At 69.0% G+C, this 15,214-nt stretch carries 9 protein-coding genes and 1 pseudogene; 7 read left to right on the plus strand and 3 right to left on the minus strand.

Going from position 1 to position 15,214, the window contains the following annotated elements; all coding sequences use genetic code 11:
- Nucleotides 1-619 precede the first annotated feature (619 nt).
- A complete protein-coding gene (locus NW895_RS23170) occupies nucleotides 620-2,023 on the minus strand; it encodes a cytochrome P450 (RefSeq protein WP_289937730.1) in 1,404 nt (467 codons plus the stop codon).
- 282 nt (nucleotides 2,024-2,305) lie between these two features.
- On the opposite strand from NW895_RS23170, the gene NW895_RS23175 reads away from it, so the two are divergent.
- On the plus strand, nucleotides 2,306-4,300 hold the full coding sequence (locus NW895_RS23175) for a spermidine synthase (RefSeq protein ID WP_289937731.1): 1,995 nt from the start codon (nucleotides 2,306-2,308) through the stop codon (nucleotides 4,298-4,300).
- 144 nt (nucleotides 4,301-4,444) lie between these two features.
- On the opposite strand, the gene NW895_RS23180 is transcribed toward NW895_RS23175, so the two are convergent.
- Nucleotides 4,445-4,801, minus strand: coding sequence for a VOC family protein (locus NW895_RS23180; protein WP_289937827.1), 357 nt, complete (start codon nucleotides 4,799-4,801; stop codon nucleotides 4,445-4,447).
- A complete protein-coding gene (locus tag NW895_RS23185; RefSeq protein WP_289937732.1) occupies nucleotides 4,798-6,756 on the minus strand; it encodes an acyl-CoA dehydrogenase in 1,959 nt (652 codons plus the stop codon). Before NW895_RS23185 ends, NW895_RS23180 begins: the two co-directional genes overlap by 4 nt.
- A 298-nt stretch (nucleotides 6,757-7,054) precedes the next feature.
- Here NW895_RS23185 and NW895_RS23190 point away from each other — a divergent pair, with 298 nt between their 5' ends.
- From NW895_RS23190 to NW895_RS23215, 6 genes and pseudogenes are all read left to right on the plus strand, one after another.
- Nucleotides 7,055-7,741, plus strand: coding sequence for a ScbR family autoregulator-binding transcription factor (locus NW895_RS23190; RefSeq protein ID WP_289937733.1), 687 nt, complete (start codon nucleotides 7,055-7,057; stop codon nucleotides 7,739-7,741).
- Nucleotides 7,742-7,892: 151 nt separating this feature from the next.
- Nucleotides 7,893-8,285, plus strand: a pseudogene (locus NW895_RS23195) (transposase); the annotation flags it as partial.
- A gap of 698 nt (nucleotides 8,286-8,983) precedes the next feature.
- Nucleotides 8,984-10,549: an acyl-CoA carboxylase subunit beta gene (locus NW895_RS23200; RefSeq protein WP_289937828.1), complete on the plus strand. Its 1,566-nt coding sequence runs from the start codon at nucleotides 8,984-8,986 to the stop codon at nucleotides 10,547-10,549.
- A gap of 237 nt (nucleotides 10,550-10,786) precedes the next feature.
- The gene (locus NW895_RS23205) at nucleotides 10,787-11,464 is read left to right on the plus strand and encodes a ScbR family autoregulator-binding transcription factor (protein ID WP_289937734.1); all 678 of its coding nucleotides are present in this window, start codon (nucleotides 10,787-10,789) and stop codon (nucleotides 11,462-11,464) included.
- 601 nt (nucleotides 11,465-12,065) lie between these two features.
- Nucleotides 12,066-12,887, plus strand: a complete 822-nt coding sequence (locus NW895_RS23210) for an AfsR/SARP family transcriptional regulator (RefSeq protein ID WP_289937735.1) — start codon at nucleotides 12,066-12,068, stop codon at nucleotides 12,885-12,887.
- Nucleotides 12,888-13,535: 648 nt separating this feature from the next.
- Entirely contained in the window at nucleotides 13,536-14,357 is an 822-nt protein-coding gene (locus NW895_RS23215; RefSeq protein ID WP_289937736.1) for an AfsR/SARP family transcriptional regulator, read from the plus strand.
- Nucleotides 14,358-15,214 lie beyond the last annotated feature (857 nt).

The following is a 15,214-nucleotide window of genomic DNA, read 5'->3' on the forward strand; positions in this document are numbered from 1 at the left end:
GTAATGCCGGGTCCTCCCCTCGCCCGGGCCGGGCACCGCGACACGTTGTGGCTCGCCTGCCTGGTACCGCCGCCCTCATGGGCACAGCGCCGGCCCGCCTCACGAGCGCCCGCGCCGCCTGTCACCGTACGACCCCAGGAGCCGCCACCACCGTGGCGGAGCCGGGCGACGGACCGCGCGACTCCTGACCGGCACCGGGGCGCCCTCGGCCTGAATCAGCCATGTCCGGTGGGCTGCGGCCCCAGAAGAGACGAGTCCACTCTGTACGACGAGGCGATCGCGATCCGGTCCTCGCAAGCGCGGGCCGTCACCCTGGCCGGTGGCGACCTCGCACGGCCTCTTCGGCCCGGCCGTCCCCCCCCCGGGCCCCAGCAGGGAGACGGCCGGGCAGCTGTGGGACGGCGTCCCGGGCTTCTCCGCCCGCACGCCCAGGAACCCCGCCCCACACCTCGTCGAGCGGAGCCCGGCACGTGAACCCCTGCAACCCCGGCCCGCCCGCGCAGGAGCGCAGAGGCCCCTGGTGCTCCCCGGACGCGGCGGCTCGGCTCACAGCGCAACGCGTGACTACGTGCAGGTGGCTGTCATCGCGCTGGAGGGTTCGTCGGCGCATCCCGCCTGATCACCGTCCGCGCACCAGGCTGGCCAGGTAGCGCCACAACGAGGAGCGCGGCCGATCGTCGCCGGCGGCCGCGGACTGGCCCGATGAGGGAGGGGCCGCGGGAGGGGCCGGTGCGTCCGCAGGCGGAGCAGCGGGTGCGTCCGCGAGGGTGTAGCGGACCGGGAGCGATCGCAGGCCGCGCATGAAGGGGGAGGACCGCCAGGGCAGTTGGTCCATGGGCAGCGACAGCTCCAGCCCGGACAGACGCTCGAACAGCCGGCTCACACCGATGGACGCCGCGCTGGTGGCCAGTTCCCTGGCCGGGCACTGGCGCGGGCCGGCCCCCCAGGCCAGGTGCGCCCGGGTGCTGATGGTCGAGCTGGGACAGACCTTGTCCGAGAACTCCGGGTCGGCGTGCGCGGCGCCGACGGACACCCACACCGGGTCGCCGGCGGCGATGGTGTAGTTGCCCAGCCGCGTGTCGACCACGGGGAACCGGGGGACGAAGTTGACCAGCGGAGGCTTCTGCATCACCACCCGGTTCATGGTCTCCCTGATCATCCCCGCCGACAGACTGGCGCGCGCCGAAACGTTCCCGCTGATCGCCTCGACGACGGTGTTGGAGATCAGGATGCCGACATGGTCGGAGGTCATGCCGAGCAGCATCATCAGTTCCCGGGACAGGTCCTCGACTCCGAGGCCCGGGTGGGCGGCGAGCAGATAGGAGGGGAAGTCGTCGCCCGGCTTCTTCATCTTCCAGGCACCCAGCTCGGCCAGGGCCCCCAGCAGCCGCTCCAGGGCCGGCCCGGCATCGGGGCCGGCGTCCAGCACACGCCACATGTCCATCAGCGCGTCGTCGTGCTGGGAGCCGGGGAAGCCCAGCAGATGGCTGGCGACCATCAGCGGCAACGGTCGCGAGAACTGCGCGGACAGGTCCGCCCAGCCGGTGCGGCCTGCCTGGGAGAGCAACGTGATGAGCTCGTCCGCATCACGGGCGGTCTTCGCCCTGAGCTGCCGGGCCTGGGGATGCCGCGGGTCCTGGAACGGCTTGAGGGCGACATCCCATGCGGCGCGCAGGTTCCGGTACCCCTCGCCACCCTGTATCAGCACATGGTTGACGTCGAGAGAGGGCCCCAGCGGCCAGTCCTCGGGCAGTCGCCCCTCCTCCCGAGCACGCCAGTTTTCCAGGCCTTTCGGCCACTCGTGGTCGTTCCTCAGGACCTCCAGCGCTTCCTCGTAGCCCAGAACCAGCCAGACGGGCACCCCCAGCAGGTCCACCGGTGCCACCGGACCGTGTATCCGGCGCAGGCGCTCGAAGACCAGGGCCGGGCGCCTTTCGTACTCCGTGGTCATGAGCGGCTCCAGGCTCATCGCCTCCAGCGGCTCATGACGGGCTGCCGACCCGCTGCTCAGATGGGACCCCATGGCTTCCTTCCCTCGGACAAGCGCTCTCCTGCCGCCGAACACTCTGTGACGTGACGACACGACAGAGTAAAGATGATCGGCCGCAGCGACCGAACAGCGGGTTCCGGTCATCGGGCGGGTGTGGCCGGAAGGCGTTCGCGGTGGACTGCTCGGCGGACTCCCAAAGATCCGCGCCGCCATACCGGCAAGGCATCTCGACTCGCCGCGCCGAAGATGGCACCGTAAATGCGCGTGAATTGGATCAAAAGCGGACAAGTTGAAAGCTCGGTGCGCTGGAGGCTCGTGCTTGCCAGCACCGTCATGCTGTTCGTCGAACTCGCGCTGATCAGATGGGCGGGCGCCAACGTCGTCCATCTCAGCTACTTTTCGAACTTCATCCTGCTGGGATCGTTCCTCGGCATCGGCCTCGGGTTCCTGATCCCCGCCACACGCGGAAGGTGGCTCAAGCGCTGCACACCGATCCCGCTCGCGCTCCTCGTCATCCTGGTACGCGAGTATCCGGTGCAGGTGCGTCAGAGCAGCGCCGAGGTCATCTACTTCACCGCCGTGAAGACCACCGGCCTGCCCGAGTGGGTGACACTGCCGGCCATCTTCCTGCTGACCGCGGTGATCATGGCCGGCATCGGCAAGATCACCGCCGATCTCTTCCGCCAGCTCCCCTCGCTCGACGCCTACCGCTACGACCTGCTCGGCAGCATCACCGGCTCGGTGGCCTTCGCCGTGCTGTCCTGGCTCCGCGCCCCGTCGGTCGTATGGGGCGTACTCGCCGCCGCAGCCCTGCTGATCCTCGGCGGACGCCGCAACACCCTGCTGTACGGCATCCCCCTCACGGCGATGGTCGCCGCGCTGTTCATGGAGTCGACGACGGCCGGCATCTCCTGGTCGCCCTACTACAAGATCGAGCTCGAACCCTCCCCGACCACCACCCGGACGTACTACATCTCCGCCAACGGGGTCCCGCATCAGAGCACCGCACCACTGCCTGTGCTGTTGCGGGAGAACTCGCCCTACCGGCAGGCGTACGACCAGACGCCCCACAACCCGCACAAGCGCGTGCTGGTCATCGGGGCCGGCAACGGCAATGACGTGGCGGTCGCGCTGGCGCAGGGAGCGGAGCACGTGGACGCGGTCGAGATCGATCCCCGGCTGCAGCAGATCGGCGCCCAGCTGCACCCCGCGAGGCCGTACGACGACCCCAGGGTGCACGTCCACATCGACGACGGACGGGCCTTCCTGGAGCGGACGAAAACCAAGTACGACCTCATCGTCCTGGCCCTGCCGGACTCGCTGACGCTGGTGGCCGGCGCGAGCAATCTGCGCCTTGAGAGCTATCTGTTCACCGAGCAGGCGTTCGAAGCCGCGCGCGACCACCTGAAGCTGGACGGCGCGTTCGCGATGTACAACTACTACCGGAAGAGCTGGTTGGTCGACCGCTTCGCCGGCACCCTCGATGACATCTACGGCCACGCCCCCTGCTTGACGACGTACAAAAGGAACGCGGCCGTGCTGGTGGCGGGGATGACGACCGCCGACCAGTCCTGCCGGCAGACCTGGCGGCCCAGCGGCGCGGTCCCGGCGTCCGCGAGCGATGATCACCCCTTCCCCTATCTGCTCCACCGGACCATCCCCGGGCTCTACCTGGGGGCACTGGGCGCGATCCTGCTGGTGACGCTGCTGTCGGTGCGCCTGACCGGGGTCCGTATCCGTAGCACGGTCCGCTACGCCGACATGTTCCTGCTGGGCGCGGCCTTCATGCTGCTCGAAACGAAGAACGTGATCGGCTTCGCGCTCTACTTCGGTACGACCTGGCTGGTCAACGCCCTGGTCTTCTTCGGCGTCCTGCTCGCCGTCCTCGCGGCGGTCGAGGTCCGGCGCAGGCTGCGGCGGGTCAACCAACTGCTGCTGCAGCTCATGCTCTTCGGCTCCCTCGCGGTAGCCTGGCTCGTCCCGGCGGACGCCGTGCTCTCACTGCCCTTCGCCGGACGGCTCGCCTGCGCCATCGCCCTGGCCTTCGCTCCCATCTTCTGCGCCAACCTCATCTTCTCGGACCGCCTCGCGTCCGCCCCGGACCCCACATCGGCGTTCGGTGCGAATCTGCTGGGCGCGCTGACCGGGGGCGCTCTGGAGTACCTGGCCCTGGTGACCGGTTATCAGGCGCTGCTGCTGGTCGTCGCCACGCTCTACCTGGGGGCATGCGTCGCCATGCGCCTCGCCGGACGCGGGCCGGGTGCGCAGGCAACGCGGCTGCCGGACGAGACGGTGGCCATCAAGACCTGAGCCACCGGCCGCGGCCCCAGCTTCCCCTGAAGGCGGGCAGCGGACGACCCTACGCGTTCCGCTGCCCACGACCGCGCCGTCAGCACCAGCACGTGCTGACGGCGCAACGGAAGAGATCCTCGGTGCGCGGCACTTCTCGGGTGCTCAGCCTCTGGTCAGACAGAAGGGATGCCCGGCAGGGTCGGTGAAGATCCGCCACCTGTCGCCGCCCGGTTGGTACTCCGGTTTGCCCGCACCCAACTCCAGCAGCAGAGCCTCAGCCTCATCGAGATCGGCGACCGCGAAGTCGAGGTGGATCTGTTGCGGCACGGTTTGGCCGGGCCAGTGCGGAGCCTGGTGATCGTCGGCCCGTTGGAAGCCGAGGAGAACTCCGTCCCCGCCGGTGAGGCCGGCGAAGTCCGCGTTGGATTCGTGGTGGAGTTCGAGCCCGGTGGCCCGCTGATAGAACGCGGCCAGTGCCAGTGGGTCGGGGCAGTCGAGTGTTATTGCCGTCAGCTTCATGCGCACGGACCCGCGGCCTCCGTGACGCCTGTCCCGTAGCGGGACATCGGGCGGAGGTCTGTGGGGTGGTTGAAGGCTTGGGTGAGGGTTCGGAGATGGGGAGTGAGGGTGTGGATCATGTGGTTGGTGGTGGCGGGGAGGGCCTCGATGTGATCAGGGGTGAGGTGGTGATGGGTGAGCAGGTCACCAGTGTGCGCGGTGATTTCATTCAGGAGATAGAGCGTGCACAGGCGCGAGAGCAGAGCTTTGGCGGGTTGGTGGGTGGCGGTGTGGAGGGCGGTGATGAAGGCGTCGGCGGCCTGCAGGCGGGTGTGGGCGGAGATCATTTGGAGGGCATGGGGCGCCGTGTGGTTCCAGCGGGCGATGGGGTTGCGGGCAGGACCTTGGCGGAGGGCGGTTCGGGCGCGGGTGTGCCAGATGGTTTCGGTGTAGGCGAGGAGGTTGCGGAGGTAGATGGGGTTGGTGAGATCCCTGTGGGCTTCGTGGTGACGGTGGCTGGGATGGTGGGGATTGTCGATTCTGGGGGTGTCATGGCATTCGGTGGCTTTGGGGGCCGGGTGGGTGTGGGGGGTGAGGATCATTTCGGCGGCGGCCTTGGTCCAGATGACGAGGTTGTCGCCTTCGGCGGTGATGGCTCCTTCGATGTTGCGGGTGAGGTCGGCGATTCCGTTGTGCGGGAAGAGGCCTTGTGCGCCGCAGCGTTCGCGGGCTTCGGTGGTGATGTCGCGGGCCTGCCAGGTGATCCAGGCTTTGGTGAGGGCGACTTGGCGTTCGATGTCCGTTTTGTTGTGGGCGGTGTGGGCGCTGTGTTGGCTGACGGTGGTGCGGTGAAGGAAGGTCATCGCATAGATTTGCGCGATTTTGCTGAGCAGAGGGCTGGCGTGGGTGCGGTGGGCAGCGAGGGGAATGTGTTGGTCGGGGCGTGGCCCGGTGGTGTGTCGGGTGTGGGCGTGGTGGACGGCGTGGGTGAGGGCGGCGCGTGCCATGCCGAGGCTGGCGGCGCTCATGCAGAGTTTGCCGGTGGTGACGCGGTTGATGGTGGTGAGGAAGCGTTTGCGTTTGTTGCCGAGGGTGGTTCTGTGGGCGCCGTTGGGCTGAAGCCGGCTGTGGGGGGCTTGGAGGAGAGCGTTGTGGGGGAGGGCGACGTGGTCGAAGGAGGTGAGACTGTGGTCGACGAGGGGGCCGTTGGTGGTGGGTAATGGGCGGACGGTGACGCCCGGCAGGAGACCGTTTTCGTCGCTGAGGGGGGTGAGGAAGAGGTGGACGCCCAGGTCGTGTCCGTCTGAGATGAGACGGGCGGCGACGAGGCCGGTTTTGGGGCCGCCGGTGAGGCTGGTGTTGGGCATGAACTTCTGAGCACCGGGGGTGGGGGTGTTCAGGGTGAATTGCTGGGTGTGGGGGTTGTAGTCGGCGATGGTTTGGAGATTGGCGGCGTCATTGCCGTGGTCGAGCTCGGTGCACAGGAAGGTTCCGGTGCGCTTGAGGGTGGTGAAGTCAGCGAGGTTGCGGGGGTGTGCGGGGTCCTGGTGGTCGAGGAGGCTGCCCAGGAACAGGTTGTAATGGATGCTGATGAGGGTGCACAGTCCGCCGTCGGTGAAGCCTGTCCATTCGTGCAGGGCGGCGAGGCGGCCGGGGTCGCGGGCAAGGGTTTCGGGGTCGACGTGGTCGTTGATCAGGCGTAGGCGGGTGTAGGAGAGGGCGATGCGTTCGGTGTCGGTGAGGTTGGGGGTGTAGCGGAATTCTTTGCGGGAGATCAGCGCGCGCCATTGGTCGTGGGCGTGGTCGTGGTGGTGTGTGTCGAAGAGGAGGTCGGACAGCTGGTTGGCGGTTTGCGGATCGGCCTCGTCGGCGGTGCCGACGCTGCCGGGTGCATCGGCGGGGCTGAGGCTGTCGGAGGTGTTGGTGGTGTGCGGGGCGAGGTGGGTGGGTTCCTGGTGGATGGTCAGCAGGGTCATGGGGCCTCTCCGCGGGTGCATCTGGGTGATGGGTGGCGGGGGTGCAGGCCCATAAAGATACGGACCCGCCGGTTTTTTGCAAGGTGCTGGGAGAAGTGGCTGGTGGTGTGGGGTGGTTGCGGTGTGGGGGCTGGGGGGTGTGGGGGCGGCGTCGGGGTGTCCGGGGTGTAGGGGGTGGCTGGGTGCTTGTAAAACCGGACAGCTGGTTCTATTTTTGGGGTGGCGTCCCACGCTGGTCTGTTGGGTGGTGCGGGGCTCTGTTGCTCATGTGGCCGTGTCGGGGGTTGGGAGGTGGATAGTGGCGCGTCAGGAGCGTGCTGCGCGTACGCGGCGGGCGATTTTGGTTGCGGCGGGTGAGGTGTTTGATGAGGTGGGGTATGAGGCGGCGACGATTTCGGAGATTTTGAAGCGGTCGGGTGTGACGAAGGGGGCTTTGTATTTTCATTTCTCGTCGAAGGCGGAGTTGGCGCAGTGTGTGCTGGATGAACAGGTGAATTCGCTTCCTGTGGTGCCGCAGCGGGAGTTGAGTTTGCAGAGGTCGTTGGATGAGGCGTTATTGCTGGCGTATTTGCTGAAGCGGGATACCGGGGACGCGATTGTGCAGGGCAGCGTGCGGTTGACGGTGGATCAGGGGGTGTTGCGGGACAGTCTGGACCGGCGGGTGCCGATGCAGGACTGGGAGCGTCATACGTTGGATGTGCTGCGGGAGGCGAAGGCGGCGGGGGAGATCCTTCCTCATGTGGATCTGCCGCGTGTGACGAAGGTGATGGTGGGGGCGATGACGGGGGTGCAGGTGTTGTCGAACATCATGACGAATCGCTCGGACATGCCGGAGCGGGTGATCGACTTGTACCGGCATGTGTTGCCGGCTATTGCGGTTCCGGCGGTGCTGTCCCGGATGGACTTCTCGCCGGAGCGTGCCGAGCGTGTCTACAAAGAGGCGATGGAGTTGCGCCGGGACAAGGAAGCGGCCGAGCCGGTGTAGCGAGGCGGTCGGGCCGGGCGGGGGTCGGCCGCGGGGTTCCGTTGGCCGGCCGGCGGCTGGTCGGCGGGCGGCTGGTGGGTGTTCAGGTTTTCGTCGTCCGGTGCCGGCCGGTTGCGGTATCCGCTTCGCTGGCCGGGGCGTTTGTTTCCCGTTGGACGACGGCACCACGCCGAACGGCTCCCTGATCGACGAGATCGTCCGTGAAGGCGCAGGCAGATGCTCGCTGCCGCGCTGGAGGCCGAAGTCAGGTTCTCCTCGGCGATCCTGCCGCCCTGGTGCGTCAAGTTCTTGGAGATCAGCGAGGTGCTGCCCGTGCTGGAGCAGTTCCTGGCAGCTCGGCCGGGCTCTGCCCGGCGGTCATCACCGGCTCCCCCGGCAATGGCAGGCCGACCACGCCGCCTTCATGGACCGCGATCTCGCGGGTGTCGACTACGCGTACGTGTGGGCTGACGGCATTCTTCTCAACCTCCGCCTGGAAAAGGCCAAGGTGTGTGTGCTCGTGCTGATCGGCGTGCGCGTGGACGGTGGCAAGGACTTGGTTGCGCTCAGGACGGCGACTGTGAGTCTGCTGAGTCGTGGGCGGAGATCGGGGTTTGCTGGTTGGTGGGGGGTGGTTTCTAGTGGGGTGCGAGTGGGTTTTGAGTGGGGGGTTGGATGGTGGGTGGGAGTCTGGGAGGGATGTTTATGGATGGTGTTGGTGGGGCTGTGTGGTTGCGGGTTGAGCGTGGGTGGGTGGGTGCTGAGGAGTTGGCTGCTGTTGCGGTGGTGTTGTTGGCGGTGTTTGCGGGGCGGGAGGGGGAGGGGTTGGTGGGGTGGGGGGTGCGGGAGGGTGGTGTTGGGTGGGGGGGTGGTGGGGTGTATCGGGCGCCGCATAGCTGGCGGTGAGCCCTGTGCCTCCGGTCGGGTGGCTGGTGGTGAGGCTGTGTCGCGGTGCCGCTTGGGTGGTGGTGGGCTTGTGTCTTGGGTCGGGTGGCTGGTGGTGGTGTTGTGCTGGGTGGTGTCCTGCCTGCCTGCCTGCCTGCCCTGCCTGTCTGCGTGTCTGTCTGCATGTCTGTCTGTCTGGCTAGTGAAACCGTCTGTGCGGTTTGTTAGTGTGGTGTGGTCCGTGTGTGCGGGCTGTGCTGGTGCCGGTGTGTCTGGGAAGGGGGAGAAGTTGTGGTGATGATCAGTGAAGGTTCTGGTGCGGGTGCGGGTGCGGGTGCGGGTTCTGGTGCGGGTGCCGGTGGGGGTGCGGGTTCTGGTGTGGGTGTGGGTGGGGGTGATGCGCGGGGTCGTGTGGCGGAGTTGGGGGAGATCCGGGCGCGGGCGGTGGCGGGTCCGGGGGGTGGGGGGAGGCGGGGGCGGTGTGTGCGGGGGGAGTTGACGGTGCGTGAGCGGATTGGGTTGTTGCTGGATGAGGGGTCGTTCCGGGAGGTGGGGCAGCTTCGGCGGCACCGGGCGAGTGGGTTCGGGTTGGAGGGGAATCGGCCGTATACGGATGGTGTGGTGACGGGGTGGGGGTTGGTGGAGGGGCGGACGGTGTTTGTGTATGCGCATGATTTCAGGATTTTTGGTGGTGCGTTGGGTGAGGCGCATGCGGCGAAGATTCATAAGGTGATGGATATGGCGTTGGCGGCGGGTGCGCCGTTGGTGTCGTTGAATGACGGGGCTGGTGCGCGGATTCAGGAGGGGGTTGGTGCGCTGGCGGGGTATGGGGGGATTTTCCGGCGTAATGCGGCGGCGTCGGGGGTGATTCCGCAGATCAGTGTGATGTTGGGGCCGTGTGCGGGGGGTGCGGCTTATAGTCCGGCGCTGACGGATTTTGTGTTCATGGTGCGGGGTACGTCGCAGATGTTCATTACGGGTCCGGATGTGGTCCGGGCTGTGACGGGTGAGGAGATTTCGCTGGATGGTCTGGGGGGTGCTGGTGTGCATTCTGAGACCAGTGGGGTGGCGCATTTCGTGTATGACGATGAGCGGACGTGTCTGGCGGAGGTGCGGTATCTGCTGTCGATGCTGCCGTCGAACAACCGGGTGGGTGCGCCGGTGGTGCGTTGCGGGGATCCGGTGGACCGTCGTTCGGATGTGCTGCTGGATCTGGTGCCGGCGGACGGCAGCCGGCCGTATGACATGCGCCGGGTGATCGAGGAGATCGTCGACGACGGTGAGGTGTTGGAGGTTCATGAGTGCTGGGCGCGCAATGTGGTGTGTGCGCTGGTGCGGCTGGACGGGTCGGTGGTGGGTGTGGTTGCGAGCCAGCCGCAGGTGCTGGCGGGGGTGCTGGATATCGCGGCGTCCCAGAAGGCGGCGCGTTTTGTGCAGATGTGTGATGCTTTCAATATTCCGCTGGTGACGCTGCTGGATGTGCCGGGGTTCCTGCCGGGGGTGGGTCAGGAGCACGGCGGGATCATCCGGCACGGTGCGAAGCTGCTGTATGCCTACTGCAATGCGACCGTTCCGCGGGTCTCGCTGGTTTTGCGCAAGGCGTATGGGGGTGCGTACATCGTGATGGATTCGCAGTCCATTGGTGCGGATGTGACGTATGCCTGGCCGACCAACGAGATCGCGGTGATGGGTGCGGAAGGCGCCGCGGGGGTCATCTTCCGCAAGCAGATCGCGGCCGCACGGGATCCTGAGGCTGTGCGGGCGGCGATGGTCAAGGAGTACCGGGCCGAGCTGATGCATCCCTATTACGCCGCCGAGCGGGGCCTGGTCGACGATGTCATCGATCCGGCCGCCACCCGTGAGGTGCTCATCGGCGCTCTTGCGATGCTGCGCAGCAAGCCTGCCGATCTGCCTTCGCGCAAACACGGCAACCCGCCGCAGTGACCGCCCCGCCCCCGCCCGGGGGCTGCGGCCCCGGGCGGGGGCCCGGTACAGGCCCGCCCCGCCCCGCCGCAGGCCGCAGGCCGCGGCCGGGGCGGGGCCGGGGCGGGGCCGGGGCGGGGCCGGGGCGGTGCGGGGGGTGTACGGGCCCGGCCGTGCTGTGCTGCGTGCGGGTCGTGGGTGTTCCGGCGCTGCCGGGCAGTGGGGCGGGGTCTGGTTGTTTTCGAGTCCGGGAGACAGATGATGGTGCAGCAGGAGCGTGCCGTGCGTACGCGCCGGGCGTTGGTGCGGGCGGCGGCGGAGGCGTTCGCCGAGGAGGGTTTTGTGCCCACCACGCTCAGTACCATCAGCAGGAAGGCGGGGGTGAGCAGCGGGGCGCTGCATTTTCACTTCGCCAGCAAGCATGACCTGGCCCGGGCGGTGGAGGCGGCGGCCGCCGAGGCTGTGCGGCACATCACCGGGCAGGCCGATCAGCGGCCCGGCAGTGCGCTGCAGCGGCTGGTGGACGCCACGCACGCGGTGTTGGGCAGCCTGGAGCGGGACGTGGTGGTCAGGGCGGGTTTCGAGCTGGTCACGACCGCTGCCCGGCGGGGCGGTGCGGTGGGTGTGGTGGATCTGCGGGGGCAGTGGCAGCGCTGGGTCTGTGCGGTGCTGCACACTGCCCGGCAGCAGGGCGAACTCGCCGGCGGGGTCTCGCCCGCCGATGCCGCCGGCGCGGTCGTCGCGGCGAGTGTGGGCTTTGAGGTCCTCAGTGTCACCGACCCCGCCTGGGTCTCGCGGCACACGCTCAGCCAGTACTGGGAGCTGATGCTGCCGCGGCTGGCCGCGCCCGGCCGGCTGGCCGGGCTGGTTCCCGGCGGCTCCGGCCCCGGCGTGTTGCGTCCCGCCCCCGCCACCCCGGAACAGACGACCCCCTGAACAGACCATCCTCTGAACAGGCCACCCCCTTGAACAGGGGCCACCGGTTGAACAGACCGGTCCGGCTCCTTTCGCCGCCTGCGGCGGGCGGACCGCCGCTTCATGCGGCCGGCCGGGGTGGTGTGCCCTGACGGCCCGGGCCGGCCACGCCGCCGCCCCCGGCCACGCCACCGCCCCCGGCCCGTCCTGCCTCCGTCCTGCTCCGGTCTCGCCCCGCCCTGCAGGCGCCGCGTTGGGCTGCTGGCCGGCCGGGGTGGTGTGCCCTGACGGCCCGGGCCGGCCGCGCCGCCGCCCCCGGCCACGCCGCCGCCCCCGGCCACGCCGCCGCCCCGGCCTGCCTTGCCTCCGTCCTGCTCCGGTCTCGCCCTGCCTTGCAGGCGCGGCGTTGAGCTGCCGCGGTGCTTGGCCCGCGCCCGCGCCCGGGCCCTGTCCTCTGGCCCGGGCCTGCGTGCGGGCGGGGTGGCTGGTGTGCGGAACTTCGTCGAAAAATACAAACCATCTGTGCGGTTTTGTATTGACAGGGTGTCGGGAATCTTCTTGAATCACTTCTGTGGTCGGGGACGGCCCCCGCGAGCGGCATCATCCACGTCAGGGAGACGCTGTGGACATCGACGTACTCGGCGCGTTGGCGGTGCAGGAGAACAAGGTCTCCATCACGCCCACGGCCCCCAAGCCGCGGCAGGTCCTTGCCCTGCTGGCGCTGCATGCCGACCGGGTGGTGCCCGTCTCCGCGCTGATGGCGGAGCTGTGGGGGACCACGCCGCCGCGCAGCGCCCGCACCACGTTGCAGACCTACATCCTGCAGTTGCGTGAACTCATCGCCCGGGCTCTTGAGGGCGATGCGCAGCAGCGCACGCCCAAGGACGTGCTGGTGACCACGCCGGGCGGTTATCTGCTGGCCAGTTTCGGCGGCCGCAGCGATGTCCGTGAGTTCGAGCGGCTGGCGGGTCTGGGGTACCGGGCGATGGACGCGGGTGATTTCCCCGGCGCGGCGCGGCAGCTGAGCCAGGCGCTGGCCCTGTGGTCGGGCACGCCGTTCGCCGACGTGCAGGCCGGGCCGCAGCTGGAGATGGAGATCAAGCGGCTGGACGAGAGCCGGCTGTGTGCGTTGGACCAGCGCATCGAGGCCGATCTGCGGCTGGGCCGGCACCGCGAGCTGCTGGCGGAGCTGACCGTCTTAGTGAACCGCTACCGCACCCATGAGAGCCTGCACGCCCAGTTCATGCTCGCCCTGTACCGCTCGGGGCGGCGCGGCGAGGCGCTCAGCGTGTACCAGGGGCTGCGCGCCACGCTCGTGCGCGAGCTCGGCCTGGAGCCGTCCGCGGGACTGCATCGGCTGCAGCGCTCCATCCTCATGGCCAACTGCGAGCCCGTCGCGGCGGCGCCCGACACCGCCAAAGAGCGGCTCGCGCCCACCAGCTGAGCAACCCCGCCCCGCCCGCACCCCACAGCCCCCCGCCGCCGCACCCCGGCAGCTCCCGCCCGCGCCTCACAGCTCCCGCCGGCGCCTCGCAGCTTCCGCCGGCGCCTCACAGTTCCCTGGCCCCTGCTCTTTTCCCCCGCCGTGCCCGCCCGCCGTCCTTGAGGCGGCGGGCGGGTGCGTCTGCGCGTGCCGGGGCCGCTCGCTTGCGGGCGGTTGTGTCTTTCGCGGGTCCGGGCGCCGCACCAGCCGCGGCAGCAGGGGGCGTTACGCCGATTGCGTCCGGCCGGGGCGAACGGCTTAAGGGGTGAGCGGCCCAGGCGTAAGCGGTCAGGGGGCGAGCGGCCCGGGCGTGAGCGGCCTGGGTGTGAGCGGTGCCGGGGGGTGAGCGGTGCCGGGGGTGAGCGGCCTGGGGGTGAGCGGTGCCGGGTTGGGTTTTTCGGGGTGGGGGGCGGATACGTTCGTGCGAGCTTCGCTGTAGTCGTTGTTCGCTTTTTCTCAAGTGGCTCAATTCCGGGCGGGCGGGTCCGCAGTTGGAATCTCCTTGAGCCTTGGTTGATGAAAAGGAGGGTGCCGGGCAGTTCCGGCTAGTGTGCTCGCGGCGACGGAATCAGCCACTGAGAGGAACTCGACGAGGTACGGAGGAAACCAGTGAAGATTCAGGTTCTGGGTCCGTTGAGTGCCGAGGTCAATGGGGGATCGATCGTTCCGACGGCGGGCAAGCCGCGGCAGATTCTCGCCCTGCTGGCCCTGTATCCCGGGCGGGTGATGCCCGTGCCCATGCTGATGGAGGAGATCTGGGGGACCGAGCCGCCGCAGAGCGCGCTCACCACGCTGCAGACCTACATTCTGCAGCTGCGCAGGCGGCTGGGCACGGCGATGGGGCCGGATGCTCCGGGAGCGGCCAAGGAGGTGCTCGCCACCCGGCATGGCGGGTATCTGATGCAGATACCGCCCGAGAGTGTGGATGTGCACGAGTACGAACGCATGGTCACCCAGGGGCGGTCGGCGTTCGAGGCGGGTGACGACGACGGTGCGGCGGGCTGTTTCCGCCAGGCGCTGGAGCTGTGGCGCGGGCCGGCGCTGGTCGATGTGCGGGTCGGGCCGATCCTTGAGATAGAGGTCATGCGTCTGGAGGAGAGCCGCCTGGGCACCGTCGAGCGGCGTATCGACGCCGATCTGCGGCTGGGCCGGCACTCCGAACTCATCGCCGAACTCACCGAGCTGACGGCGCGTCATCCTCAGCACGAGGGACTGCACTCGCAGGCCATGGTGGCGCTGTACCGGTCGGGCCGGCAGGCGTCCGCCCTGGACGTCTACCGCAAGCTGCGTATCCGGCTGATCGAGGAGCTGGGCGTCGAGCCCTCCCCGCAGGTGCAGCGGCTGCACCAGGCCATGCTGGCCGTCGACCCCCAGCTGGACGTCATGGCCGGACCGCGGCGCACCTCGACCTTCGACCTCTACGCCGCCTGAAAACCGGCACCACCCTGCCCACAACCCCGCCACCACCCTGGCCATGACGCGGTCCACGCCCCCGCCACGACCCGGGCCATGACGCGGTCCTCGACCTGGCCACGATCCTGGCCATGACCTGGGCTGGCACCCGGCCACGACCCTGGCCGCGTCCCGGGCCATGACCCGGTCCAGGACCTGGGCTACGCCCCTGACACGATCCTGGCCATGACGCGGTCCACGCCCCCGCCACGACCCGGGCCATGACGCGGTCCTCGACCTGGCCACGATCCTGGCCATGACCTGGGCTACGCCCCCGCCACGATCCTGGCCGTGTCCCGGGCCGTGTCCCGGGCTGCGACCCGTCCACGACTCCGCTATGCCCTGTGGTGATGACCCGGGCTTTCGGCCTCGCCACCCCCCGGCCATGGCTTCGGCCCCGACCCGAGCTGCGGCCCCGGGCATGACCGGGCCCTGGCCCAGGCTGTGACCCGGCTGCGGCCCTGCCGCACGCGGACGCGGTCCACGACCTGGCCGTGACTCTGCCACGACCCGGGCCATGACGCGGTCCTCGACCTGGCCGTGACTCTGCCACGACCCGGGCCATGACGCGGTCCTCGACCTGGCCACGATCCTGGCCATGACCCGGGCCACGCCCCCGCCACGATCCTGGCCATGACGCGGTCCTCGACCTGGCCACGATCCTGGCCATGACCCGGGCCACGACCCTGGTCATGACCTGGGCTACGACCCGGCCACGACCCGGGCCGTGTCCCTGGCTGTGTGACCCGTCCACGACTCCGCTATGCCCTGTGGTGATGACCCGGGCTTTCGGCCTCGCCACCCCCCGGCCATGGCTTCGGCCCCGACCCGAGCTG

The organism is Streptomyces sp. S.PNR 29, from assembly GCF_030386795.1.
Taxonomy (GTDB): Bacteria; Actinomycetota; Actinomycetes; order Streptomycetales; family Streptomycetaceae; genus Streptomyces.

Excerpts from the sequence above, each read along its gene's own strand:
- NW895_RS23180 (WP_289937827.1), bottom strand. The coding sequence starts at position 4,801 with ATGAAGCTGACGGCAATAACACTCGACTGCCCCGACCCACTGGCACTG.
- NW895_RS23205 (WP_289937734.1), top strand. The coding sequence starts at position 10,787 with ATGATGGTGCAGCAGGAGCGTGCCGTGCGTACGCGCCGGGCGTTGGTG.
- NW895_RS23170 (WP_289937730.1), bottom strand. The coding sequence starts at position 2,023 with ATGGGGTCCCATCTGAGCAGCGGGTCGGCAGCCCGTCATGAGCCGCTG.
- NW895_RS23185 (WP_289937732.1), bottom strand. The coding sequence starts at position 6,756 with ATGACCCTGCTGACCATCCACCAGGAACCCACCCACCTCGCCCCGCAC.